General features: G+C 59.7%; 21 protein-coding genes. 10 read left to right on the top strand and 11 right to left on the bottom strand.

Features of this window, described 5'->3' with window-relative positions; translation table 11 throughout:
* Positions 1-72 precede the first annotated feature (72 nt).
* The 3 genes from ACOYW2_RS22870 to ACOYW2_RS22860 all read left to right on the top strand — a co-directional run bounded on the left by ACOYW2_RS22870 (position 73) and on the right by ACOYW2_RS22860 (position 4,694).
* Positions 73-1,443 (top strand): acetyl-CoA hydrolase/transferase family protein, encoded by a 1,371-nt coding sequence (locus ACOYW2_RS22870; protein WP_482418237.1) that lies wholly within the window; start codon positions 73-75, stop codon positions 1,441-1,443.
* A gap of 138 nt (positions 1,444-1,581) precedes the next feature.
* Positions 1,582-3,384, top strand: coding sequence for an acyl-CoA dehydrogenase (locus ACOYW2_RS22865; RefSeq protein WP_482420167.1), 1,803 nt, complete (start codon positions 1,582-1,584; stop codon positions 3,382-3,384).
* A gap of 548 nt (positions 3,385-3,932) precedes the next feature.
* Positions 3,933-4,694, top strand: coding sequence for a DUF6125 family protein (locus ACOYW2_RS22860; RefSeq protein ID WP_482768110.1), 762 nt, complete (start codon positions 3,933-3,935; stop codon positions 4,692-4,694).
* A 505-nt stretch (positions 4,695-5,199) separates the two neighbouring features.
* Here the strand turns inward: ACOYW2_RS22860 and ACOYW2_RS22855 are convergent.
* Both ACOYW2_RS22855 and ACOYW2_RS22850 read right to left on the bottom strand, forming a co-directional pair.
* Entirely contained in the window at positions 5,200-6,456 is a 1,257-nt protein-coding gene (locus ACOYW2_RS22855; protein WP_482768109.1) for a cation:proton antiporter, read from the bottom strand.
* 88 nt (positions 6,457-6,544) lie between these two features.
* Positions 6,545-7,078 (bottom strand): HD domain-containing protein, encoded by a 534-nt coding sequence (locus ACOYW2_RS22850; RefSeq protein ID WP_482768108.1) that lies wholly within the window; start codon positions 7,076-7,078, stop codon positions 6,545-6,547.
* Positions 7,079-7,296: 218 nt separating this feature from the next.
* On the opposite strand from ACOYW2_RS22850, the gene trpB reads away from it, so the two are divergent.
* Entirely contained in the window at positions 7,297-8,511 is a 1,215-nt protein-coding gene (gene trpB / locus ACOYW2_RS22845; protein WP_482420163.1) for a tryptophan synthase subunit beta, read from the top strand.
* Positions 8,512-8,787: 276 nt separating this feature from the next.
* On the opposite strand, the gene ACOYW2_RS22840 is transcribed toward trpB, so the two are convergent.
* Complete coding sequence (locus tag ACOYW2_RS22840) at positions 8,788-9,768, bottom strand: calcium/sodium antiporter (RefSeq protein WP_482768107.1); 981 nt, start codon at positions 9,766-9,768, stop codon at positions 8,788-8,790.
* 153 nt (positions 9,769-9,921) lie between these two features.
* Here ACOYW2_RS22840 and ACOYW2_RS22835 point away from each other — a divergent pair, with 153 nt between their 5' ends.
* Positions 9,922-10,860, top strand: coding sequence for a D-2-hydroxyacid dehydrogenase (locus ACOYW2_RS22835; RefSeq protein WP_482768106.1), 939 nt, complete (start codon positions 9,922-9,924; stop codon positions 10,858-10,860).
* A gap of 6 nt (positions 10,861-10,866) precedes the next feature.
* Here the strand turns inward: ACOYW2_RS22835 and ACOYW2_RS22830 are convergent, their stop codons facing one another.
* From ACOYW2_RS22830 to ACOYW2_RS22820, 3 genes are all read right to left on the bottom strand, one after another.
* Positions 10,867-11,283 carry a hypothetical protein gene (locus ACOYW2_RS22830; protein ID WP_482418229.1) on the bottom strand — a complete coding sequence of 139 codons (417 nt, stop codon included), beginning with the start codon at positions 11,281-11,283 and terminating at the stop codon, positions 10,867-10,869.
* Positions 11,284-11,649: 366 nt separating this feature from the next.
* Entirely contained in the window at positions 11,650-12,237 is a 588-nt protein-coding gene (locus tag ACOYW2_RS22825) for an HD domain-containing protein (protein WP_482768105.1), read from the bottom strand.
* A gap of 125 nt (positions 12,238-12,362) precedes the next feature.
* On the bottom strand, positions 12,363-13,136 hold the full coding sequence (locus tag ACOYW2_RS22820) for an enoyl-CoA hydratase/isomerase family protein (protein WP_482768104.1): 774 nt from the start codon (positions 13,134-13,136) through the stop codon (positions 12,363-12,365).
* A 454-nt stretch (positions 13,137-13,590) separates the two neighbouring features.
* Here ACOYW2_RS22820 and ACOYW2_RS22815 point away from each other — a divergent pair, with 454 nt between their 5' ends.
* Together ACOYW2_RS22815 and ACOYW2_RS22810 are read left to right on the top strand one after the other, a co-directional pair.
* Complete coding sequence (locus tag ACOYW2_RS22815; protein WP_482768103.1) at positions 13,591-14,547, top strand: YbgA family protein; 957 nt, start codon at positions 13,591-13,593, stop codon at positions 14,545-14,547.
* 290 nt (positions 14,548-14,837) lie between these two features.
* Positions 14,838-17,783 carry a PAS domain S-box protein gene (locus ACOYW2_RS22810; protein WP_482768102.1) on the top strand — a complete coding sequence of 982 codons (2,946 nt, stop codon included), beginning with the start codon at positions 14,838-14,840 and terminating at the stop codon, positions 17,781-17,783.
* A 3-nt stretch (positions 17,784-17,786) separates the two neighbouring features.
* Here ACOYW2_RS22810 and ACOYW2_RS22805 read toward each other — a convergent pair whose 3' ends face one another.
* From ACOYW2_RS22805 to ACOYW2_RS22790, 4 genes are all read right to left on the bottom strand, one after another.
* Positions 17,787-18,092 carry a 4a-hydroxytetrahydrobiopterin dehydratase gene (locus ACOYW2_RS22805; RefSeq protein WP_482768101.1) on the bottom strand — a complete coding sequence of 102 codons (306 nt, stop codon included), beginning with the start codon at positions 18,090-18,092 and terminating at the stop codon, positions 17,787-17,789.
* A 370-nt stretch (positions 18,093-18,462) separates the two neighbouring features.
* The gene (locus tag ACOYW2_RS22800) at positions 18,463-19,002 is read right to left on the bottom strand and encodes an outer membrane beta-barrel protein (RefSeq protein WP_482768100.1); all 540 of its coding nucleotides are present in this window, start codon (positions 19,000-19,002) and stop codon (positions 18,463-18,465) included.
* Between the two features lie 312 nt (positions 19,003-19,314).
* Complete coding sequence (locus tag ACOYW2_RS22795) at positions 19,315-19,776, bottom strand: SRPBCC family protein (RefSeq protein ID WP_482768099.1); 462 nt, start codon at positions 19,774-19,776, stop codon at positions 19,315-19,317.
* Positions 19,777-19,831: 55 nt separating this feature from the next.
* On the bottom strand, positions 19,832-20,137 hold the full coding sequence (locus ACOYW2_RS22790) for a hypothetical protein (RefSeq protein ID WP_180142373.1): 306 nt from the start codon (positions 20,135-20,137) through the stop codon (positions 19,832-19,834).
* A gap of 315 nt (positions 20,138-20,452) precedes the next feature.
* On the opposite strand from ACOYW2_RS22790, the gene ACOYW2_RS22785 reads away from it, so the two are divergent.
* Together ACOYW2_RS22785 and ACOYW2_RS22780 are read left to right on the top strand one after the other, a co-directional pair.
* On the top strand, positions 20,453-20,800 hold the full coding sequence (locus ACOYW2_RS22785) for a RidA family protein (RefSeq protein WP_482420153.1): 348 nt from the start codon (positions 20,453-20,455) through the stop codon (positions 20,798-20,800).
* 449 nt (positions 20,801-21,249) lie between these two features.
* Positions 21,250-22,563, top strand: coding sequence for an ABC transporter substrate-binding protein (locus tag ACOYW2_RS22780; protein ID WP_482768098.1), 1,314 nt, complete (start codon positions 21,250-21,252; stop codon positions 22,561-22,563).
* Between the two features lie 9 nt (positions 22,564-22,572).
* On the opposite strand, the gene ACOYW2_RS22775 is transcribed toward ACOYW2_RS22780, so the two are convergent.
* Positions 22,573-24,327, bottom strand: a complete 1,755-nt coding sequence (locus ACOYW2_RS22775) for an ATP-binding protein (RefSeq protein ID WP_482768097.1) — start codon at positions 24,325-24,327, stop codon at positions 22,573-22,575.
* A 244-nt stretch (positions 24,328-24,571) separates the two neighbouring features.
* Here ACOYW2_RS22775 and ACOYW2_RS22770 point away from each other — a divergent pair, with 244 nt between their 5' ends.
* Entirely contained in the window at positions 24,572-25,423 is an 852-nt protein-coding gene (locus ACOYW2_RS22770; RefSeq protein ID WP_482768096.1) for a MerR family transcriptional regulator, read from the top strand.
* Positions 25,424-25,759: the final 336 nt, after the last annotated feature.

The following is a 25,759-nucleotide window of genomic DNA, read 5'->3' as shown; positions in this document are numbered from 1 at the left end:
CACACTCCCTGCAGGGGGGTGCCCCCGCCTGGCACCGCCTGTTGAGACTTACCATCGGCACAGGGAGGAGTTATGGGGTTCATCAACGATTACAAGAACAAGCTCATGTCGGCCATGGATGCGGTGTGTCTGGTTCACCCGGGGGACTGGGTGGACTACGGAGCGTTCTGTTGTGCCCCCGAATACCTGGACGCGGCCCTGGCCATGCGCCAGGACGAACTCTGGAACGTCAAGGTCCGGGCCCTGGCCTTTCCCGGTGTGGCCGCGGTGGCCAAGGTTCCTGCAGAAAGCGGTCGTTTTGTCTACAACAGCTGGCACTTCAGCTCAGGGGAGCGCAAGAGCCACGACAAGGGGAGCTGCCACTTTATCCCCTTTGTCTACCATGAAGGGCCGTCCCACTACCGACAGAACCTTCATTGCGATGTGTGCATGGTGCGCACGGCGCCCATGGACAGCTTCGGCAATTTCAACTTCGGCATCGCCAACTCCTTTCAGCGGGCAATTATCGAAAACGCCCGCACCGTCATCGTGGAGGTCAATGAGAACATTCCCCGGTGCCTGGGCGGGGCCGAAGAGTCGGTGCACATCTCCGAGGTGGATGTGGTGGTGGAGTCGGACAACAAGCCCCTGCTCACCCTGCCGGACGCGGCGGTTACCGCCGTGGACAAGGCCATCGCCACGCGCATCGTCCATGAGATCGAGGACGGCTCCTGCATCCAGCTCGGCATCGGGGGCATGCCCAACGCCGTGGGCAAGCTCATTGCCCGTTCGGATCTCAAGAACCTGGGCGTGCACACCGAAATGCTCGCCGACTCCTACCTGGAGATGTTCGAGGCCGGGAAGATCACCAACAGCAAGAAGGCCATGGACCGCGGCAAGATGGTCTACGCCTTTGCCCTGGGAAGCCAGCGCCTCTACGACTTTCTGGACAACAACCCGTCCTGCGCCAGCTACGCCGTGGACTACACCAACGATTTGTTCAACATCGCGGCCAACGACCGGGTGGTCTCCATCAACAACGCCCTGGAGGTGGACCTCTACGGCCAGGTCTCCTCGGAGTCCGCAGGCTTTCGCCATATCACCGGCACCGGCGGGCAGTTTGATTTTGCCTACGGCGCGTATCACTCCAGGGGCGGAAAATCCTTTATCTGCCTCTCATCCACGGCAAGGGATGCCGAGGGCAAGCTCATCTCCCGCATCAGGCCGGTGTTTGATCCCGGCACCGTGGTGACCCTGCCCCGGTCCATTACCCAGTACGTGGTCACCGAGTTCGGCATGGTTTCCCTCAAGGGCAAATCCACCTGGGAGCGCGCCGAGGCATTGATCAGCATCGCCCACCCGGATTTTCGGGATGACCTGGTGCGGGAGGCCGAGAACATGCGGATCTGGTGTGCGGCCAACCGCAATGACGAGGTGCTTCACATGGTGGGAGCCTGCGCCTAAAGCGATAAAGCGCACAGGCACCACCTGCTATTCATTTACGACGGTTTTAGGCAATCGCGGCTTCGTCCCCCTTGTCGCCGGAGACAGTATTCATTCAGCTTTGATCATTACTCACACAACGATGAAAGGAACCGATTCATGGCTCAACTGATTGCAGACAAACGGGATATCGACTTCGTACTTCATGAACAGCTGGACGTCGGCACAGAGTACAAGGGCGGGTCCTATGCGGAGTTCAATCGAAAAACCATCGACATGATCATCGGTGAGGCCCGGAATCTGGGGATCAAGGAGATGCTCCCCCTGCAGAAGGTGGGGGATGACGGATGTACTTTTGACGCGGGCACCGTCACCGTGCCCGAAGGGTTCAAGCACGCCTACGACCTCTACTGCGAAGGCGAGTGGCTGGCCATGAGCGACGACCCGGAGTGGGGCGGCCAGGGCCTTCCCCATGCGGTCTCCATGGCGGCCAACGAGTACTTCTACGGTGCCTGCAACGCCTTTATGCTCTACAACATGCTCTCCCACGGCGCGGCCAAGCTCATCGAGAGCTACGGCACCGAGGCCCAGAAGAAGCAGGTCCTGAAGAAGATGTTCTCCGGTGAGTGGTCCGGAACCATGCTTCTTACCGAGCCCGAGGCAGGCTCCGACGTTGGGGCCCTCACCACGGTGGCCACGAAAAACGACGACGGCACTTATTCCATCTCCGGCAGCAAGATCTTCATCTCCGGCGGTGAGCAGAACATGGTGGAAAACATCATCCACCCGGTGCTGGCCCGCATCGAAGGGGCTCCCGAAGGCACCCGAGGTATCTCCCTGTTCATGGTTCCCAAGTACCGCATCAACGAGGACGGCAGCCTGGGCGAGTTCAACGACGTGGTCTGCACCGGCATTGAAGAGAAGATGGGCCTCCACGGCAACTGCACCTGCTCCCTGACCCTGGGCGGCAAAGGCCAGTGCATCGGCACCCTTCTGGGCGAAGAGAACAAGGGCATGGCCGCCATGTTCCAGATGATGAACGAAGCCCGTCAGATGGTGGGGCTCCAGGGCTTTGCCAACGCCACGGCCTCCTACATCCACGCCCTGAACTACGCCCGTGAAAGGGTCCAGACCAAGGGGCTCACCGATCCGTCCGGGTCCGCCCCCGTGACCATCATCCACCACCCGGACGTCAAGCGTCAGCTCCTCATCATGAAGTCTTACGTGGACGGCATGCGAAGCCTCATCTACTTCGGCGGCCTCTGCCACGACAAGATCGCCATGAGCGAGGACCCGGACGAGCGAAGCAAGTACAGCCTCCTTCTGGAAGTGCTCACCCCGGTCATCAAGGGCTACATCACGGACAAGGCCTTTGAGGTCTGCAGCCATGGCATCCAGGTGTACGGCGGCTACGGCTACGTGGAAGAGTTTCCCGTGGCCCAGCTTTTGAGGGATTCGCGTATTTTCATGATCTACGAAGGCACCAACGGCATTCAGTCCATGGACCTTCTGGGCCGCAAGCTCGGCATGAAAAAGGGCAAGCCCTTCATGGACTTTCTGGAGACCATCCACCACACCATCGACCAGGCCAAAGAGATTCCCGACGTGGCGCCCCTGGCCGAGAACCTCCAGGCCTTTTTCACCAAGTACACCGAAGTGACCGCCGCCATCAGCAAGGCCGCCATGTCCGACAAGGTGCTGGACGCCTATGCCTTCTCCCATCCGCTCCTGGAGGTGACCGGCGATCTCACCATGGCCTGGATGCTTCTGTGGCGCGCCACCGTGGCCGCTCCCCTTGTGGAGAAGAAGAAAAAGGATGCCGCATATTACAAGGGCCAGGTCACCACCGCCCGGTTCTTCATCAACACCATGCTGCCCGCCGCCATGGGCAAAATGGATGCGATTCAAACCTGCGATGGTGCCGTGACCGCCATGGACGACGCAGGATTCGGGGGGAAATAGCATGACGGGCCCCGCCGCCACTTCGGGGCCTCCTTGCTGTTGAGAGAGGAAAGCCGGGGGGAGCCTTTTTGCAAAAAGGCTTGCCCCCGGATCCCGGATCGGAAATAGTTGTGAAGAGTTATCCATCTGCTTTGCACGGGTAAAGCGTGGTGGCCGATGCGGGATCCCGAAGGCTGTGTGTGTTGGTATATTTTATGATGATGTTGTTTTTTTGTAAGTAAAACTCCTGTGCAACAGGCAGTCCCGTTTGGTGTTCCGGACCGAAGGCCAAAGGGGCCTGCACCTTGGAGGCCAGGGGCGATGATTGCCCTGGCCGCCGGGGGCACATGGGAAATGGTTTTTGCGTTGGGAGATGCCCCGGGAATCGTGCGACACCATGCATGGCATTCATTTTAGGGCATGCCAAGAATAAATGACACATGACGGGATCATCCCATAAATCCTCAGCATGATTTTTTGATCGTTGCTTTGACACATAATGAATTTAAGGCGGCGTTTCGTTATGTATTATTATTTTAGGGCATAGCCCTTAACGGGATAGGCACAAGATGACGGACACGACCAAGACGGCACTGGAAGGGTTGGGCAGCAAAGAGAAGGCGACGCTGGCCATGGACATGATGCATCGCATTATCATGCATCACGTCCTGTGGTTTACGGAGGTGAGGCATCAGATGGGCACGGAAAAAGCCCACGACACCCTCTGGAAAGCTTTGGAGACAAGCCGGGGTATCCAGCTGAAACGCCTCTCCAAGACCCTAGGCTTCGGCCTCACCGACGGCATTCCCGATGCGCTCCTTAACCTGGATGACGAGGCCATGGACGCGTTTCTGGAGTCCATTTCCATCAACTGGCTGGCCAACGACGGGGTGTGGTTCCAGTCCGTGGAGTTCACCCACGGGATGAACGACGCCAAGCGTTGCAACGACTCCTGCTGGGCACATTTTTCACCCTTTGAGGCCTCGGCCGTGAAACGGTTTCTGGGGCTCTCTGAAACGCCCGGGCTGGAAGGGCTCAAGGCGGCCTTGAAATTCCGCATGTACGCGCGGATCAACGAGCAGTCCATTGTGGAGGAAGAGGAAAACAGCTTTGTTTTTCAGATGAACAAGTGCCGGGTCCAGACCGCGAGGCAGCGAAAAGGCCTGGACGACTACCCCTGCAAATCCGCAGGGCTTGTGGAATATCCCTCTTTTGCCAGGGCCATTGACCCGCGCATCCGCACCGAGTGTGTGGGATGCCCGCCGGACGCCCATCCCGACACCTGGGTCTGCGCCTGGAAATTTATCCTGGACCCGGAAGGGGGACGCTAAGCACCACCGATTATCGGGGCCGACCGTAACGGGTCGGCCCACACCGATGTTCTGGCTCAAATCTCTCCTTAATTCATGATGTTTCGGTTCTCTGCATCGATGTGACCCATGAATTGTACCAGCATTTCTTCCTGCCCTCTAACGTCCGACCGCGTTGGGGGTTCCACCGTGCTGTGAGCCAGAGCTTTTTTTCAAGGCACCGCCGTTGCTCGTTTTGAGGGACGGCGGTGTTTTTTTGTGAATAGGAAATAGGAAATAGGAAATAGGGGATAGGGCAAAAAGGCGAAAGGCGAAGGGCGAAAGGGGAAAGGTGAAGGGTGAAGGGTGAAGGGTGAAAGGTGAAAGGTGAAAGGTGAAAGGTGAAAGGCGAAGGGCAAAAGGGGGACGGACGGCGTGAATGCCACAGTGCTTTGCCCTGAGGAACGAAGGGGAGAGCGCTGTGGCAATCTGCTTTCAAGGTGGCTCACCTTGCCGCCGGAGGCATGTTTTTTGCCTTTTTTAATCGTTAATGGTGCCGCCGGATGAGCTTTCCGATGGTGAGGCCCTGGACCACGATGGAGAAGATCACCACCACGTAGGTCATGGTGACCAGGCCGTCGCGCACCGGGATGGTGGCGGGCAGGGAGAGGGCAAGGGCTACGGAGATGCCGCCCCTGAGGCCTCCCCAGGTGAGGATGGAGAGGGCGCCCTTGGCAAAGGGGCGGAAAGGCTTGAGCAGGGCCAGGGCCCCTGTGAGGGAGACGAACCGGGCCACAAGGACGATGCCGAAGGCCAGGACACCCAGGGCCAGGAATCGCTTGCTTACGGTGAGGATGAGGATCTCAAAGCCGATGAGCAGGAAGAGGACGGCGTTGAGGGTCTCGTCCAGGAGCTCCCAGAAGGTGTCGAGGTGCTCCCGGGTTTTGTCGCTCATGGCAAAGGCCCGCCCCCGGTTTCCGATGAGGAGGCCGGCCACGACAATGGCGATGGGACCGGAGAGGTGGAGGGCAAGGGCCAGGGCGTAGCTGCCGGTGACCAGGGCCAGGGTGATGAGGACCTCCACCTGGTAGTTGTCCACCTTGGCGAGCATCAGGTAAGCGATCCAGCCTGTGACCAGGCCCAGGACGAGGCCGCCGGCTACCTCGGTGGCGAAAAGGGCCGCCACGTGGCCGAAGGAGAGTTCTGCCTCGCCCGTGGCGATCTCCAGGATGGTGAGGAAGACCACCACCCCGATGCCGTCGTTAAAGAGGGACTCCCCGGTGATCTTGACCTCCAGGCTTTTGGGCGCTCCCGCTGATTTGAGGATTCCCAGCACGGCCACCGGGTCCGTGGGAGAGATGAGGGCCCCGAAGAGGAGGCAGTGGATGAAGGCCAGCTCCAGGCCCATGAGGCTTGCGGCACCGTAGACCAGCACAGCGGTGACAAAGGTGGAGGCCACCACCCCCACCGTGGCAAAAAGGGCGATTTCAATCTTGTTTGCCAGCAGGTCGTCCATCTCCACATGCAGGGCCCCTGCAAACAGGAGAAAGGAGAGCATCCCCACCATGAGGGTGGTATTGAAGTCAATACCGGAGATGAGCTTTCCCACCCCCGGGTCCAGCCCGAAGGGTGCCACCAGGATGAGTCCAAGGGACATGAGCATGGCGATCATCATGATGCCGATGGTGGCGGGGAGCTTGATAAAACGGTCGTTGATGAAGCTGAAAAGAGCGGCCAGGGAGATGAGGATGGCAATGGCGTTGAACAGGTGCATGGGTAGGGTCCTGAGCGGGATGGTGATCATGGGAATCAGCTGACGGCCGCCCGTTCATTTTTGCCTCCGGCGGCTTTGCCGGAGGCATGGTGATGGCGCGGCGACAGTTTACGTTGCTTTATGCGGGTATTTCGTCTTTGAGGGCAATGCCCCACTCCGTTGCAAGGAGGTCGGGTCGGTGGCCGGCAAGGCTTCGCTCGCCTGCCCACTGCATGAACTCGCTGTCCCGGGCGGCGCCGGTGCACAGGAGGCCCTGGGCGGGGCGGATGCCGGCACGGCCCAGGTCGAGGCGGTCCGAGTCCCAGCAGACCCGCACGGCAAGGTCGCCGGTGATGAGGCCGTCGGTGTGGGCTTCGCAGGCGTGGGTGAGAAGGGCGAGCTGGTCTTCGTCTAAGGGGACGAGCCCCTCTTTGTGGAGGCGGCGGGCCAGCTCAGCACCCCGGGCTCCGTGGCCGGGGTCAAAGCTTTCGGTTTTTCTGCAGGCATCGTGGAACACGGCAAAGTGTTCCACAACGGCGAGGTCAGCGTCGGTGAGGTCGGCCAGCAGGCGCCCGTTTTCAAGGACCCGGGCCCAGTGGGCAAGGCCGTGACGTCCTTCCAGGGGTTGGACGTACTGGGCAACGATGGCCTCGATGAGAGGTTTGGAGATCACGAGAGTCACCTGTATGCGGTTAAATTGACAGAAAGATCACTATAGGTGGGTTTGGGGGCGAAAGGCAAGGTGATTGGCGGTTTTTCCGCTTTTGGGACAAAAAAAGGTTGCAAAAGGCCGGGGGTTGGTGCATGTTTCTGCTCGTAGAAACAAAAAGGGCGGCCGGACCGGTAAGGGCAGGACCGCGAAAGAGACGATACAGACCCAGGAGAGTAGATATGACCACCGACATCCGCAGCCTTGAAATGCCCAACGCCGAAGGTTACTTCGGAGATTACGGCGGAAGCTTTGTGCCCCCCGAGCTCCAGGCCATCCTCGACGAGATCACCGTCGCATACAACGAGATCAAGGACGACCCCGCATTTGTGGCGGAGCTGACCACCCTCATGAAGGACTTTGTGGGCCGCCCCAGCGCCCTGTTCCATTGCAAAAATCTCTCCGACAAGATCGGGGGCGCTCAGATCTACCTGAAGCGTGAAGACCTCAACCACACCGGCGCCCACAAGATCAACCACTGCCTCGGCGAGGCCCTTCTGGCCAAGCGCATGGGCAAGAAAAAACTCATTGCCGAGACCGGTGCCGGGCAGCACGGCGTGGCCCTGGCCACGGCCGCTGTTCTCGTGGGCCTGGAGTGCGATATCTACATGGGGGTCATCGACATTGAGAAAGAGAAGCCCAACGTCACCCGCATGAAGATCCTCGGCGCCAACGTGATCCCCGTGACCCGCGGCACCCAGACCCTCAAGGACGCCGTGGACGCCGCCTTTGAAGCCTACCTCGCCGATCCGGTGACCCAGCTCTACGCCATCGGCTCCGTGGTGGGGCCCCACCCCTTTCCCATGATGGTCCGCGACTTCCAGAAGATCATCGGCATTGAGGCCAGGGCCCAGTTCCAGGAAAAATACGGCACACTGCCCAACCATATCGTGGCCTGTGTGGGGGGCGGTTCCAACGCCATGGGGCTTTTTACCGCTTTTCTCGACGACAAGAGCGTCAAGATCCACGGGGTGGAGCCTTCGGGCAAAGGCCTTGAAGACGGTCAGCACGCAGCCACCCTCACCCTGGGCAAGCCCGGGACCCTGCACGGCTTCAAGTCCTATCTCCTCCAGGACGACGCCGGCGAGCCCCTGCCTGTCTACTCTGTTGCCAGTGGCCTTGATTACCCCGGCTTAATTCAGCACAGCCTCTTGAAAGACATCGAGCGGGTGGAGTACGTCACCGCCGGTGACGAAGAGACCATCGACGCCCTCTTTGAGCTCTCCCGCACCGAAGGGATCATTCCCGCCATCGAGAGCGCCCACGCCGTGGCCTACGCCATGACCCTGGCCAAGGACCTCCCCAAAGAGGAGTCCATCCTTATCAACCTCTCCGGCCGCGGGGACAAAGACATCGATTTTGTGGTGGAAAACTACGGAAAGAAATACGGTGTCTAAGCCTTGGGCTTATAGACAGAAAAAACAGTGACCGTGTGTTTCGATAAAACACGATCAACAGCGAAAAATAAAAAAAGGCCGCCCACAGAGGGCGGCCTTTTTTGATTTTTGGGTAACGATTCAGTTGGCCTCCGGCGGGTCGCTTTTTGAAAAAAGCTCCGCAAAAACGTTCCGATTGGATGCTCGTTATGTTGAAAATGATCGGAAAACCAAATGAACCATTTGCCCCCGGCAGGGCCGACGGAGGCAAATTTGAGTTGACTCGTTACCGTTTTTTTACCGAAAAAGCTCCATGGCCACCCAGGTGTTGTAGCCGATGTAGGCGGCCACCAGGGCAGCGCCTTCGAATCGATTGATGCGGCCCGACCCCTTGAACCCGTAGCCGATGACAAACATGGAGAGGGTCAGGGCGCCCATGGTGAGGGCATCCCGGGTAAGGACCTCCGGGCCCACATCCAGGGGGTGGATGGCCCCTGCGATGCCCACCACGGCCAGGGTGTTGAAGAGGTTGGAGCCCAGGACATTGCCCAGGGCGATGTCGTGTTCTCCTTTGCGGGTGGCAATGACTGAGGATGCCAGTTCGGGAAGGGAGGTGCCCACGGCCACGACGGTGAGGCCGATGATCAGGTCGTTGACCCCGAAGGCATGGGCCAGCTCCACGGCTCCCCAGACCAGGACCCGTGAGGCGATCACAAGGGCCACCAGGCCGGTGGCAAGCCGGATCAGGGCCTGGGAGAGGGTCTTGGTATCCGATGCCATGCCCTGCTCTGTTTCATCGGCCAGGGTATCCCCCCGTCGCCTGAGGCCCTGGTGGATGGTCCAGGCCATGAGCCCGCCGAAGATGCCCAGAAGGACCCAGGCGTCTGCGGCGCTGATGTGGCCGTCGGCGATCTGGAAGGCGGACAGGGCGGTGATGGCGGTGAGAAGGGGCAGCTCTTTTTTCAGGACCTGGGACTGGACGGTGATGGGGGCGATGAGGGCCGTGACGCCCAGGATCAGGGCGATGTTGGTGATGTTGGAGCCGTAGGCGTTGCCCAGGGCCAGGCCGGGGTTGCCCTGGGTCGCGGCAAGGGCCGAGACCACCATCTCCGGCGCCGAGGTACCGAAGCCAAGGATCACCATGCCGATGAGAAGGGGAGGCATGCCCAGGTGCCGTGCGGTGGCGGCGGCTCCGTCCACAAAACGGTCTGCGCTCCAGACAAGGAGGGCTAAGCCGGAAATGACAGCAAGTAAAGCGAGGGGTGTGAGGGGTATCAAAATATGTAAGCCTTGTAAGGTCAGCTGGTTAAATGCGGTGACGCAGATGGCATGTGCCCGGATGACACGATGCCCTGGAGACTTTTATCAACCATGTGTACCGTAGCATAAACAGAGGTGCAAACAAATTCATCTGGAAAAGGAGGGTGTGGGATGACACACATCATGATTCTGGCAAGGGACGCCTTGGTTTATCAGCCGCTGGTGGCGGCCGCAGGGCTGTCCGACGTGGTTTTGCATGCCTGCGAGACGGTGGCCGAGGCCATGGAGATCGTGGGGGGCTGCGAGGTGATCCTGGGCCAGCCGGACATGGTGGCCCGGGTGCTTCCCGAAGCACGCAAGCTGGTGTGGGTGCAGTCGACCTTTGCCGGGGTGGATGCCCTGTGCGCCCCCGGGCTTCGCAGGGACTATCTCCTGACCGGGGTCAAGGGGATCTTCGGGCCCTTGATGAGCGAATACGTCTTCGGGTACATCCTGGCCCGGGAGCGCAAGGTGTTCGACGTACGGGCCCATCAGCTTCAGAAGGCCTGGCGTCCCCTTTCGTACCGGAGCCTTCGGGGGATGACACTGGGGGTGTGCGGGCTGGGGTCCATCGGCGCTCATGTGGCGGAGACCGCCCGTCATTTCGGCATGAAGGTGGTGGGCTACCGCCGTAGCCCCAAATCGTTTTCCGGTGTTGACCATCTCTATTTCGGGGACGCATTCCATGGGTTCCTGGCCCGGTGCGATTATGTGGTGTCCGTTCTTCCCGCCACTCCGGCCACCCGTCACCTGTTTGACAGAAATGCTTTTTCCGCCATGAAGCCCTCTTCGGTGTTCATGAACGTGGGGCGCGGAAGCACGGTCTGCGAAGCGGACCTTTTCAATGCCCTTGCGGGCCGGCAGATCGCAGGGGCTGTGCTGGATGTCTTCGAGGAGGAGCCCCTGAGCCCGGAGAGCCCGTTGTGGACGTCAGATCAGGTGGTGGTGACCCCACACATTGCCGCCTGCAGTTTTCCCGAAGAGGTGGCCGGGATTTTTATCCGAAATGTTGAGGCCTGGCAAAAGGGCTCGGCACTTTCGTATCCCGTGGATTTTGAGCAGGGGTATTGATGGCCTTTACGGGCCGTCAACGGGTTCTCTCACCAGGTGGCCGTCTCCCTGGAAACCGAACCGGCGGTACCAGGCATCCAGGGCGTCGCTGCCCAAGGGGGGCGGGGTGTCCGTGGGACAGGGGATGGGGCTGAGGCTGAGGGCCACGCTGAAGCGGTTTGCCTGGCTGCAGAGTTCATCCAGCATGGTGGTGCCGTGGCCGCTGCCGGGGATGAAGGCCCCCACATGGTAGAGGTGCACCACTTCACGGTCCTGCTGGGTCATCACGGCCAGGGCCACGATGCCGATGGGGGTGCCGCAGAGGGCTTCAAAGACAAAAGGGAAGATCTCCGTGAGGCCGGGGCCGTACCCCACGCTGAGGGCGACCCGACCGGGAAAGCGGGTGTAGAATGAGAGGACAAAGGCATGGGCGGGGCTTGCCATGGGCGGATCTCCATATGTGATGCTGCACGTCGGGGTTTGATGGCTTGCAGCAGACACACAGAGGAGAAATAAGAGTATGGAGTCCGCATGGTGGATTTTTTTATATCACGTGTGGTTATAGCATGCTGGTGACTGGTGGCAACCCCTAACCCGGATATTTCATGAGAAAACGACCGCCCCAAATATGTAACATGTAATTTATCGTTTTCTGGTCGATTCTCTTACCCTTCGGGCGACACGGGTGCACCCACCTTCTGAGTTATCAGAGCCTTGAATATTGGGTGCACTCGACTCGTGAAACAGACCCGCCGGAGGCAACCTGGGGCCCAGGGGGGCCCCCTGGGCCACGCAGGCTTGTTTTTCAACCTACATGGCTTTGTCTGCTTCGGTCATGCCGAGGCCGATCTCATCGGCCACCTTTCGCATGCCCAGGATGGTCTCGGTGATGAGCTCGGAGATCTCCATGCCGAGCATCTCGGCCCCTTTTTCGATGATGCTCCGGTCCACGCCCGCGGCAAAGCTTTTGTCCTTCCATTTTTTCTTCACGGATTTCGCCTTCATGTCCATGACGCTTCGGGAGGGGCGTACCAGGGCAGTGGAGGCCACCAGGCCGGTGAGCTCGTCAATGGCGTAGAGGGTCTGCTCCAGTTTGGTTTCAGGCTTCACGTCGGTGACGATGCCCCATCCGTGGCTGATTACGGCCCGGACCCAGGCCTGGGGCCATCCGGCGCCCGAGAGGATCTCTTCCGCCTTCTTGCAGTGTTCATCCGGATACATTTCGTAGTCGATGTCGTGGACAAGGCCGATGATCCCCCACTCGTCGGGGTCTTTTCCGAATTTTTCGGCAAAATGGCGCATGACGCCCTCAACGGAGAGGGCGTGGCGGGTGAGGCTCTCGGAGGTGTTGTAGGTTTTGAAAAGTTCCAGTGCGTCGCTACGGGTGGGAAGGCTCATGACGGCTCCTTGCGCTTGGGTGACGGGTCAGGGGAAGGGCACGGACAGTCTCTATCACATTGGGGGCGGGCCCTATTCCCAAAAAAATAAAGATAACCCTTTTGTTTCCAAAGGCAAGGGGGGCCTTACAATTGCTCGTGCTGGTGGCGCCTCAGGGTGGTCTCCAGGACCTTGTTTTCATACTCCAGAAACTCTTCCAGGTCTTTCATGCCGTAGTTCAGCAGTTTTTTGATCCCGAACAGGGCCTGGGGGCTGCGATGGGCGAAGGCGTGGGCGGTTTCCAAGGCGCTGGTGCGAAGATCCTTCTCTTTGACGACGCGGTTGACCAGGCCCAGCCCCAGGGCCTCTTCCATGTTGATGTCACGGCCCGAGTAGAGGATCTCCGCGCACTTGGCGGGGCCCAGGAGGTGGGAGAGAAAAAAGACTCCCCCGCCCTTGGGGGGCAGGCCCAGCTCCATGCCGGGGTTCTGAAAGAGGGTCTCTTCGGTGGCGATGCGATAGTCACAGGCCAAAGAGAGGTTCATGAAGAGAAAGGCGGTGTCCCCGCCCCCGGCATGCACCACAAAGGGGTTGAGTTTGTAAAGCTTCATGATGAACTGGTTGAGGCCGTTGTAGAGGCGCTTGAGCAGGGTCTGGTCGGCGATGGAGGTGGTGCCGAGGTACTGGCGATAGAACTCCAGGAACCTCTCTTTGTCCAGGCGCTGTGGGGAGGCCAGGATCAGGAAGACACGGATGGTGGGGTCCCTGGAGACGGACTCCAGGTAGTCCAGAATACGGTTTTTAGCCGTGAGGTCCGTGAGGTGGTGGAGCAGGTGCTTATGAAAGGTGAGGACCTCCACTTCTTCGATCCGCTGGCAGGTAAAAAGGTCGGTGTTGTGTTGCAGGGGAGGGTGGATCATGGCGTACCTCCGTGTGGGGTGGCCGCTTGGAAAGGGAAGCGGCGGGTCAATGGGGCTTTGGGCAGGAACAGATCAAAATCCGTGCCTGGTGGGCCCGGGGAGGTGAAAGGGCTTGTTCCGGGGAATCGCCACACCGCTGAAAACCATGGAAAACCAACGCTTCACCGCGGCGATGCCATGGGAACCCACCGTTCTCCGGCAAAGGAGACGGCCCTTGGGCGTCGGTGCATGGGCGGGAAACGGGTGAAACATGCTGACACCCTGCAAAGTCGCCTGACAGCCATGGGCCATAAAACCCCTTTTACGCCCCTGATCCATCTCTATCAGATCCCTTTGGCTTGGGCAAATGTATAAGTGCTTGAAAAATAAGGGCCCAGGGCGTATTTTTAAAAGACCCCTCCTTCCTTAGAGTGTTTCTCAACGCATGGCCTTTTTTCCATAAGGATACCCTTCCATGGTTGTCAAACCCACCCTTTTGGTGAGCAAGTGCCTGGGCTTTGAAGCGTGTCGTTACAATGGGCAGGCGCTCTCGGACTCCTTTGTGACGCAGTTGAAACCCCATGTGACGTTTACCCCTGTCTGCCCCGAGGTGGAGATCGGTCTCGGGGTGCCGCGTCCTCCCATCCGCCTTGCCAGGATTGAGAAGAAACTGCACCTTTACCAGCCCGCAACGGAGACGGTTCTTACCGATACCATGGCGGCCTTTTCCCAAACCTGCCTCGACGCGCTTCCCGAAGTGGATGGGTTTCTCCTGAAAAACCGGTCCCCCTCCTGCGGCCCGTCAGACGTCAAGGTGTACGAGGGGCTGGCAAAATCTGCCAAGGCAAAGCGGGGCAGCGGGTTTTTTGCCACCGCCGTCTTTGATCGGTTCCCCGGCCTTCCCGTGGAGGACGAGGGTCGGCTGAAGAATTTTGAGCTTCGAGAGCAGTTCCTGATCCGGATTTTTTCACTGGCCAGATTTCGGAAGGCCCGACAGAGTGGACGGATGCGGGACCTGGTGGCCTTTCACAGCACCCACAAGCTTTTGCTCATGGCCTGGAACCAGACCCGGTTCCGTGCCTGCGGCAAGATCACGGCCAACCATGAGAAGCGCCCCGTGGCCGAGGTGTTCTCCCTGTATGAGGAGGAGCTTAAAAAAGCCCTGGCTGCACGGCCACGGGCACCTTCCATGATCAATACCCTGTTGCACGCCTTTGGCTGGGTCTCCGATGGCCTTTCCAGGGAAGAGAAGGCCTATTTCCTGCAGAGCCTTGAAGAGTACCGGGATGAGCGAATTCCCCTTGCCGCCCTGCTTCGTCTGATCAAGGGGTATGCCGTTCGCTTTGAGCAGGCGTACCTCCTGAGCCAGGTGATCATGGAGCCATTTCCCAACGCCCTGGTGAAGATGTCGGATTCCGGCAAGGGGCGTTGAGATCGGAACGTGGTATCGGGCCGTCGGGCTTTCCCCGGATGTTTCCGTGAACGGTTCAAGGGAACAAACCTTCGGGGGATGCCGTCCCATGGGGTATTTTCCCGTTGTGAAACAAGGGGATGATTTTTTTTGTCCGGGCGACAGGGCCACGGTTGGGCTCTCTGGGCGGTATGATCCCCGGCCAGGGGCTTTTATGGTTGACGATGCCGGGTGGTGTCTGGTTTTTAATTGGGTTTGGCGGGGGATGTGTTTGTGTGTAGACACTTTGGTTGGTGGGGTGTGTCAAAAAGATGGGTGTGATTCGATTCAAGTCGAGCATCGGTGTACAGCTGACGGTCACTCTTTCGATGGTGCTTTTGCTTTTTGCGGTTCTTTTTGCCATGTTCACGACCCGCCATGTCCAGCAGTTCGGGGACACCTTTGCCGATCGGGCCGTGAATACCCTGCACCACCGGGTGGAGTTGAACCTCACGGAGCGGGTCCGGCAGCGGGCCCTCCATTACAACCATTTCTTTGAAAAGGTCGCCCAGAATTCGGCCCTGCTTGCCGAAAAATCCCGGGACCTCGTTTTTGCAGACGGCCCCGGCGGGTCCTTCCCCTGCGGAACCCTTCCCCCGTTATCACCCCTTTCCACCGGGACCCTTGCGGGCCCTTCGGATGCACCTTCCCTTCTGCTTCGCCTTCCGGGCGGAGATGCCGGAGGGGCCTTCCCGCCAAGCGATCGCCACGCCTGCCTTCTCCCCTATCTCGAGATCTTCGGTCACACCTCCATGCCCACCGCCGCAGCCTACGTTATCTACACCAGCGGATTTTCCCAATACTACCCGAATACCGTGTCCCGGGAGGCCTTTGTCGGGCTTACCATGGAGGGCATTATGAGACAGCGGTGGTTTTCGGCGGCCACCCCGGAGGAGAACCCGTCTCTGGCGACGGTCTGGACCCCTGTATACAAGGATGACGCCATGGGCGGGGTGGTGGCCACGGCATCCACCCCTGTGGTCACAGAGGCTGGGGAGTTCAAGGGCATTGCCGGCATCGACCTGCCCGTGTCCGATATTTTTGACCCGCTGGTGCATGAAGAGGCCGGCTCCAAGGACGTGGAGGGGATGTTCTGGTTCCTTGTGGATGAAGGGGGGACCCCGCTGCTGTTTCCGAAGCGGGCCCTGGCAATGTTCGGGGTGCGGGATCCATCCGACGGAAACGGCATGGGGAGCCTTTTGACCTCGTCGTTCAGCGAGGTCAGGCGCTATGCCCACGGGGTGATGAGCCTGGACAAAGGGGTGGGGCACCTCCGGCTTGGCGGGCGGGTCTGGATTGTCTCCCACCATGTGCTGCCGGGCATTGGGTGGGTGCTGGGAAGTGCCGTACCCGAGGATGCCCTGTTTGCCGGCCTGGAAACGGCCCGGGCCGACTACGGCCGAGCCACACGGCGCATGGGCTGGGAGATCGTGATGGGTGCCGTTATCTTTACCTCCCTGGCCCTGGGGCTCTTCTATTTTGTGCTGAGGGAACGCCTGGTCCGCCCGCTTCGAATGCTGGAGCGGCAGGCTCAGCGGGTGAGCCGGGGGAACCTCGACGGAAAGACCGTCGTTCTGTCGGGCAAAGATGAGATGGCTCGCCTGGCGTTTTCCTTTAACAGCATGGTCGATTCGCTCAAAGAGGGACGGGCTTTTCAGGAGCAAACCACAGAGCACCTGGAGGCCATGGTGCGGTCCCGGACCCGGGAGGCGGAGGGGAAGGCCCGTGAGCTTCATACCGCGGTGACGGAGCTGACCACCATTTTTTCAAACAGCATGGTGGGGATCATGCTGCTCAAGGGGGGGCGAACCCTCTGGAAAGCCAACGACAGGATGGCAGAGATCCTCGGGTACGGTACCCCCGGGGAGATGGAGGGGCTCTCCATGAGGGAACTCCATCTCAGCGAAGATGCCTTCAGAAGGTACGGGGCCCATCACTACGACGCCCTGGTCCACGGGGGCAGGACGCAGATCGACTATCGGCTGAAGCGCCGTGACGGCTCTGCGGTGTGGTGCAGCCTTTCGGGAAAGGCCGTGGATACCCATGTGCCCCCGGACCTCAACAAAGGGGTGCTCTGGGTGGTGGACGACATCACCGAGCGAAAAGCCTCGGAGCAGGCAATTCGCGAGAGCGAGGAGCGGTTCCGGGAGATGGCCGAGCTGCTGCCCTGCATTGTCTGCGAAGTGGACCTGGCCCTTCGTGTCACCTACGTCAACAGCCTGGCGCTCAAGGCCTTTCAGATTCAGCCGGAAGATTTCGAGACCCCGGGCATCGCCCTTGATCCCTTTCACCCGGACGACCGGCCGCGGGTCATGGGGCGGGTGGAGATCACCCTGGCCGGGGGGGATGTGGAGCCCGCCGAGTACCGCATGATCAGCCGGGCTGGTGAGGAGAGGCGGGTGTTGCTGCACTCGGCCCCCATCGTCAAAAACAGCGCTGTGGTGGGTATCCGGGCGAGCCTTGCCGATGTGACGGAGTACCGCTCCATGCAGGAGGCCCTGCTCAAGCAGGGCAAACTGGATCTCATCGGTTCGTTTATCGGGGGCATCGCCCATGACTTCAACAACCTGCTTGCCGTTATGGTGGGGCGTGTGGAGCTGGCATCTCTCTGCCTTGACGAGGAGTCGCCGGCCATGAAGCACCTGGCGACCATGGATGAGGCCGTGCAGCGGGCCCGGGACCTGGTGGAACAGATGATCACCCTGTCGGCCCGGGGGGAGAGGGTGGATGCCACGGTTTCGATTCAGGAGGTGCTTCGCCGATGCGTGAAACAGGCCGGGGGACAGGGGGCCGGTGTGCACCTTGACCTGGCACCCGAAACGCCTCTGGTGGCCGTGGACGGGGCCCAGATGGGACAGGCCATCGATGCCGTATTGGAAAATGCCCTGGAGGCCTGCGGCGGGAAAGGGACGGTGTGGGTGAGCTGCGCCTGTTCCGACAAGGGGCCGCGGAGGCTGCCTGCTCCCGGCGGGACCTCTTGTGTGGACGTGACGATACGTGACTCGGGGTGCGGCATCGCCGAGGAGCATCTGCCCCATATCTTTGATCCGTATTACACCACCAAGGAGCGAAGCTCCCGCAAAGGGATGGGGTTCGGCCTTGCCGTGACCCACGCGGTGGTAACACGCCACCGGGGAACCCTTACCGTGGATTCCCGCCTTGGCGAGGGGACAACGGTCTCTATCTGTCTCCCCGTTGAAGGCGCCGCCCCCGCGTGAGGATCAGAGACCGGATATGCGGTCCATGAAAGCGGCCATGGCAAAGTCTTTTTCCGTGAGCCCCTCGGTGTCGAAGGTGGTCAGGGTGACGTCCACCCGGCCGTATACATTGCCCCACTCCGGGTGGTGATCTTCTTTTTCGGCCTTGATGGCCACACGGGTCATGAATCCGAAGGCCGCGTTGAAGTTTTTGAAGCCAAACCGCTTTTTCAAGGTATTTCCTTCCAGGTGCCAGGGCACCTGACATGCGTCGTTCAACTCCTCAAGACGCATGCTGATCTCCTCTTGGGACAAACCATTGGATTTCATGAAACCTCCAGTGTCTGCGGGCGGTCTGACGCCCTGTCTAACGCATGTCCATGCCGAGACGGCCATACCCTTCTGTCCGAATCTTCCACGGGTCGAATACGCCCACACAACAGGCTGTAATAAAGCATCATTGCCCTTGAGCGGTCGTTTGTTCATGAAATACCCGGGGTAGGCGAAAGCCGTCCAGTGATTCGCCGGATTGTCAGTGCTTCCATGAGTAATCAAATGGTGCAGTGGAATCAAGGGGAAATACACCTTTTTTCTCTTTTTCGGCCCGGCCGACCGGGATGAGATGTACCGGTCGGCCGGAGGCGTTGCACCGGGGCTGAGCGACCGATGCTGTCTTTTGGGGCGATGGCTGCACGAAGGTTCAGAAGGTGTAGAGAAGCTTCATGTTCCAGTCGTGGAAACTCACCAGGGAGAGGTCGTCTATGCCGGCAGTGCCTGCCAGCTCCACTTCGAGGGAGAGGGTGTCGTTGAGGGGCCAGTCAATGCCCATGTTGCCCCGTGCGCAGGCATCGGAGCGGGAGAGCTTTCCGTGGTTGGCGGTGCCGTCATCGCTGACATGGATGTCCAGGTAGCCCAGGCCCGCAGAAAGATAAGCCCGTGCGCGGTCCGAGGAGACGGGGTACCAGCGGAGCATGACGGCGACCTGCCGGACGTCCACATCGTCGTCGGTAAGGGGGTTGGAGATGTCGAAATCGTCGAGGAACAGGGTCTCCAGAAGCAGGGCCCAGTCGGTGTGTATGTGGTGCCCGGCCACAAAGCTGGCCCCCGAGGACTTGTCGAATTCAAAGTTCTTGCCCGCAAAGTGGGCGCCGACCCCCATGAAGGTGCCGCAGTTTGCGGCAACGGCGGGCTGGGTGAGCAGGGCAAGCAGGCCGACAATCAGTAGAACGCGTCGTGTCATGGTGTCTCTCCTTTTTTAGCGTGGCAGCGATGGGTGTGGTGATGGACATTTACTGACACGAGGAAAAGTACACAAAGCGTGCCGAACGTCTCGCCCTTTGGCTTTTTGTGGGAACGGTGCGGAGGTGCTTTTGGATCTGATCGGTGGGTTTTGTTTCGATTTCAGGAGGATGGGAGGTGGTGCGATGGCACGGGGAATTCTCAGGCATCCGCCACGGGGCGGGCGGGAGGAGTACAGCAGGGGGAACCCTTTGTTGTCAGGGGTGTCCGTGGGCTTGCCAAGGTGTCGTGCCCGGGTTGGCACGGCATGGTTTCAAGGGGATGGGGCGGGAAAAAGGGCGGTGAAGCGGTGACGCCGGTGGGCAAAAATACGTTCAAGGGTCCTGCGGACCACCAGGGCGTGGACCAGTTCGCCCAAAGGGCCGAAGGGAAGGCGGTAGCGCACGGTGTCCGTCATGAGGACACCCCCCGGCACCTCCCGGAGTTCATGGTGATGGTACCAGAACCGGTAGGGGCCGAGGCGCTGTTCGTCCACAAAACGAAACGGGGCCTTGATGTGCTTGATCTCCGTCACCCACCGCCTGCGCCCGAGAACGGGCAGGCCGATGCGGTACTCGATGATCAGCCCGTCTTCCATGGCCTCCGGAACGTCGGAGACGATCTCGAACCGGAGCCAGGGCGGGGTGATGGTGTCGAGGTTGGCCGGGGCCTGGACAAAGGCCCACGCCTTGTCAAGGGTGGTGGGAAGGAGCTGGCTTTGCCTGAGGGTGTGCATGGCCGTCCTGCCTTGTCTGACAGATGAGTCGGCCCGGTTTCGGCCGCAGTTGAAGTTATTGCTCTTCGATGCGCCAGCCGGGGCCACAGATGATTTTTTTGCCTTTTTCGTCGATGAAGGAGAAACCGCCGCCGCCCCCGCCTTCGGAGGGGAAGGGAAAGACTTTAAAGCGACCCTCCCAGGTTTTCTTCGAGCCGTCGTAGAGGGTATGGGTGATGACCCTGTCCAGCCCCACGGCGTCGGCTCTTAAGTCCTTGACGCTTTTTTTGATGTCCTCACTGGGGATAAAGAAGGTCCAGGCGATCCATCCGGCGATGATGAGCACCACTGCGGCTCCGAATCCGAATTTCCATTTGCTCATGGTGTAGCAGTCCTTTTTTTGATGGGTGTGTCGGGTGGGATCAGTTAAACGCCCCCGGCTTGATTGCGGGGCCTCTGCATGACCGAAATTTTTCCCAGTATACGGGCGATTTGGCCGGATCGCAAGCCTGGGCGGCGGATTGGGTACCAGGTCAGAGAAAAAGGGGCTTGATCCGTCAAGAGGCGTTTGGGTATAGTCATCAGATTCAGAACATGGTGGTTGTCAGAACGGCCCGGAGACGTTTCGGGACCTGGCACCTGCCCCCATCATTACCAACCGCCTGTTCCGTCAGGCTGTGTAGCAAGGGAGCACCATATGGAGATCAAGCGCTATGAAACCAAGGCCCGCATGAGCCGCGCCGTGGTTTACAACAACACCGTATACCTCTGCGGCCAGGTGGCCAAAGACGCCTCAAAGGGCATTACCGAGCAGACCGCCACCACCCTCGAAAAGATCGAGGAACTCCTTGAGAGCGTGGGGTCCGACAAGGACAAGATTCTGTCCGCCACCATCTACATCAAGGACATGGCATACTTTGCGGACATGAACGCTGTCTGGGATGCCTGGGTCACCCCGGGTATGGCACCTGCCCGCGCCTGTGTTCAGGCCGCCATGGCACGTGAAGAGCTCCTCGTGGAGATCTCCATCGTCGCCGCCGTGTAGATGTCCCGGATAAAAAACCGGCCGCAGGGTGCACGATGCCTGGGGCCGTGTTTTTCCGATGGTTTTCTCCACTTCCTCTGGGCTGCCTGCCTCCCCTTGTCGATCCTTCGAATCAATGCGAAATGCCTCATGCCTGCCCCAGTTTTTTCCGGGTGCATTGTCTTTGTCAGTATAAAATAATGAAAAAAAGGCTGTCTCGGGTTCAGAAACGGTGGCGAAAAGCCGATGACTTGAACGGTTTGGTATGTTTTAAGGCCCGTCGCCGTCCTTGCCCCAAGGACGGGGTTCATGCGGCTTTTTGGTGGGAAATACCGGTACGGGCTTTCCGGGCCGGGTCTGGGGGGGCAATGCATCTTTTACGGAATGGGAGGGCCGGGCATGGTCCGTCGTTGCTGCTGGGGGCGCTGTGCGTCCTTCTGTCGCCGATCTGCGCCTGCGCTCTGGAGCCGGTGTCCCTTCAGCTGAAGTGGACCCATCATTTTCAATTTGCCGGGTACTATGCTGCCCTGGAAAAGGGCTTTTACGAGGACGAGGGCCTGGGGGTGACGCTCCTGGAGGGCGGCTCCCGAAAGCAGGGGCCGGTGAGGACCGTGACCCAGGGAAAGGCCACCTACGGCGTGGCCGGTTCGGAGCTGCTCATGTGGCGTCTCAACGGGATGCCTGTTGTGGCCCTTGCTCCTGTGTTCCAGCACTCTGCCACGGTGATTCTCGTGCGGCGGGATTCGGGCATTTCATCGCCCCAGGATTTTGCAGGGCGTCGCCTCGAAATGGGCGAAAAAGCCAACGACGCCGAAGTCTGGGCCATGATCCGGGCCGAAGGGCTGAATCCGGGCCAGTTTACACGGGTTCAAAACGATTTTTCAATTGAGGATCTCATCGCAAAACGGGTGGACGGGCTCTCCACCTATGACACCACCGATCCCTTTGTGATGCGTCAAAAACAGATTCCCTACCGCGTGATCCGCCCCCTTCAATACGGCATCGATTTTTACGGCGATACCCTGTTTACAACCGAAGCGGAAGTGCGCAAACACCCCGATCGGGTGCGCCGTATGGTGCGGGCGTCCATGAAGGGGTGGCGCTACGCCTTTGAGCATCCCGATGAGATCATCGACCTCATCCTTGGGACCTACGTCAAAGGGGCGGACAGTCCCTCCCGCGAGCACCTCGTCTATGAATTCGAGGAGATGAAGCAGCTTGTTCTTCCGCGCCTGGTGGAGCTTGGGCACATGAACGAAGGGCGCTGGAATCACATGGCCGAGACCCTGGTGCAGATCGGCCTGGCAGAGCCGGGGTACGATTTGTCCGGGTTTTTCTACAAGGCTGCCGCCCCGATTCCCTTTGACTGGGACCATTGGGCGGTGAGGGGGGGCGGGGTGGCGCTGATTCTGGCCGTCTCCGTGGGGGTCTGCCTCTGCTTTTACAATCGGAGGATGCGGGCGGAGATCTGCCGACGCATCCAAAGCGAGGAGGAGCGCGAGCAGCTCATCACAGAGCTGACCCAGGCCCTGGAAGAGGTCCGGGAACTCAACGGCCTGCTCCCCATCTGTTCCAGCTGCTTTAAGGTAAGAAACGACAAGGGGTACTGGGAGAAGCTGGAGAGCTACATCGAAAGCCACACCAAGGCACGCTTCAGCCACGGTATCTGCACCGAGTGCATGAAGCAGCGCTATCCCTACCTGTTTGATGAAGAGGAAGATGCCGACGGGGACGCCGACGCCCTGTACAACGAAGAATCCGGCACCCTGCCCCCGTCGTCGTAACGGTTCTGGCTATTCGTTTTCCATGGCCTGCCGGGTCGGTATGTCAATGACAAAGCTGGCCCCCCCGAGGTCCCCCTGGCCGATGCGGATGGTGCCGTTGTGATCCATGACGATGCGCTGGCTGAGGCTGAGTCCGATGCCGGTGCCCTCGCTTTTGGTGGTGTAAAAGGGGTCGAACACGCAGTCCCGGATTCGCTGGGGCACGCCGGGACCGGAGTCCGAGACGCTGATGAGCACCCGCTCCGACTCCATGGCTGTGTTCACCTGGATGACCCGGGGGCCGGGCAGCTCTTCCATGGCTTCGGCGGCGTTGTGGATCAGGTTCATCATCACCCGAAGCAGCAGGTTGCTGTCTGCGTAGCAGGGGAGGGGCTCTTTGCTGAGGCTTGTCTCCACGCGGATGTCGTTTTTTCGAAGGGAGGCCTCGGTGAGCCCCAGGGCATGGGTGACGGGTTCGTTTGCATCCATCACCCTGAACAGGGGCATGCCCGGCTTGAGAAAGTCCATGGCCCGCCTGATGACCGTTTCAATGTCGCAGGATGCCTCCTTGAGCTGGCGGATGCATTTTTGGGTCTTTTCTTCCTGGCCGGGGTCCCCGGCGACTTTCTCCAGGACGCCCAGGTAGAGGTTGATGCCGGACAAGGGGTTGCGGATCTCATGGGCGATGCCTGCGGTCACCCGTCCCAGGGAGGCCATCTTGTCCTTGATGCCCACCATGTGTTCCAGCTCCTTGGCCCGGGTGACGTCGATCATGTTGAGCAGGACAGACTCCTTTTCCTGGTAGACGATGCGAGCCGCCCTGCAGTGGACCCACCTTGTTTTGGGCCCTTTGTCGCCCTCGGTGGACGGCAGGAAACAGAAGTCGGACTCGTTGCAGGTGACCTCGCCGTTTTGGACCACCTCGATAAACCGTTTGATGCTCTCCCTGTCGTCATCGTGGGGGGCAATGTGGCTGAAGACGTCTCCGTTGTCCTGCATGGGGCCGAAGAGCCTCTCCTGTTCCGGGTTCTGATAGACCACGCGGTTGCCCTGGATGATGGAGATGCCCACCGGTGAGTTGACGACCAGGTCAAGGAACTGCTTTCGGCTTGCCTTCAGTGCCTTTTCCGCCCGTTTGAATTCCGTGATGTCGGTGACAAACCCGTCCACGGAGAGGAACTCGTCCCGGGGGCCGTAAAGCCCCACCCCCTGCTCCCAGACCCACTTTTTTTCCCCTGATGCCGTGGTGATGCGGTAGACCAGCCGATACGGTTTTTTTTCCGCCAGGGCCTCCATGATGGTCTCCCGGTTGGGGCCGATGTCGTCGGGGTGGACCACTTTTTGGGCGTAACAGAGCTCCATGCCCGGTGCGCACAGGCTCTTGTAGCCGGTGAGCTCCTGGCACCCCTCGCTGGTGTAGTCCATGGGCCAGTTCTCTTTGTCCACGCGGTGGCTGAAGGCCATGCCCGGGAGGTTGCTTACCAGGGTGGCCAGCCTGTGCCTGTTGGCCCGCAGCTCTTTTTCCGCGGACTGCCGTTGGGCCAGCTCAAGGGTGAGCTCCCGGTTTTTTGCACTGAGCCGTTTGCGCAGGATGAGGTTCCAGGCCATGGCAAGCCCGCATGCGGCAATGGCAAGGGGAAGGGCCGGGGACAAAGGGGGAGGCGGCTGGGAAAGGGGTGTTTCGGCAAAGGCCGCCCCGGGCAGGAGCGTGGCCGCCAAACCGGTTCCCGCAACTGTGCAGATCATGGCACACAGCCTGTTGGTGACAGTGATAAGTGAGCGCATAATATCCTGATATCCCATGATGATGGTGTAAGTATGGAGGTATGATGGCACACTTTGTAGGCAAATAGAATATCAATAATAATTTATTTTATAAAATTTAGTATTCCATGATGACGACCTCTCCGGCATGACCACCACCCGCAACATGGCAGGGCCGTGATTTTTTCCTTTGACTCTCCCCCAGGGGCGGGCTTCAGGGTGTCGGTCATGTGAACGCGGAACAACAGAACAGAGAAGGCGGAGTATGTACAATATCGGCACATTTTCACGGATCACGGGCCTGACCATCAAAGCCCTCAGGCTCTACCATGAGCGGGGCATTCTGGTGCCCCGTTTCGTGGACGAGAAGAGCGGCTACCGGTACTACAACCGGGACGACGCGGCCAGGGCCCGCGTGGTAGTGGCCCTCAAGGCCATGGACTGCTCCTTGTCGGAGATCCGGCACGTCATGGCCCACTGCGCCGATGAGTCCGACCTGGTGGGATTCCTCCAGAACAAAAGGGAGGCCCTCCAGGCCGAGATCGCAAGGCTCCACGACATCTCTTCTGTCATTGACCGCATCATCAACCGAGAAAGAGAGGTCATTAAGATGCAAGGAAAAACGTTTGAGGTGGAAGTGAAACGCGTGGAACCCCGGCTGGTGATTGCCCACCGCTGGACCGGTGCGTGGCAGGATATCGGCGAGGTGGTGCTCAAACTGCGCGGCGCAGCGGAACAGGCGATTTCAGGCCCTGTGGTAAACCTCTGCTACAACGATGAGTACAAAGAATTCGACGCCGACATTGAGGTGTGCATGCCCCTGTCACAGCCCGTGGAAAGCCCCTGGACCTGCCGCACCCTCGAAGGGGGCGAGTTTGCCACCCTGCTGCACCGGGGTCCCTTTGAAACCCTGGGAGAGAGCTACCTCCGGGTCTTTGACTGGATCGACGCCTCAGGCCGCAAAGCCGGCCTGCCCACCCGCCAGGTGGTCCACAAAGGCCCCGGTCCCCTCCTTGAAGGGGACCCCGACAATTACCTGACGGAGGTCCAGGTTCCTCGACCGCAGCGACTCTTCAGCTCAAAAAAAGCCTCCGGCGGCAAGGTGGGGGCACCTTGAAACCCTATGGCGAATGCATGGAGGGAGACATCATGCATTCGCTTTCGGGGCATTCGCGTGGTGTGTGACATTTGCAGGAGAGGCCCATTTTATTCTTCTGGAAATACGATGAAGGGCATTTAAAGGCCAGGGTTAACGCATTTAGATTTTGCTCCCGGCGGTCCTGCCGGGGATCAAGCTTTTGAAAAGTTAGACAAATAGGCCATAATGAAGCCTTTTCCAGGCTTCGTCGAAACAATTTTATGATTTTCACAATAGGAACGTTTTTTGCGGAGCTTTTCTTCAAAAAAGCGACCCGCCGGAGGCCACTGAGTTGTCACATGCGTTGGCCCTGTT

This window comes from Desulfoluna sp. CLI2B (assembly GCF_056847375.1).
The sequence above is the reverse complement of the archived record's forward strand: the minus strand, read 5'-3'. Positions and strand labels throughout refer to the sequence as shown.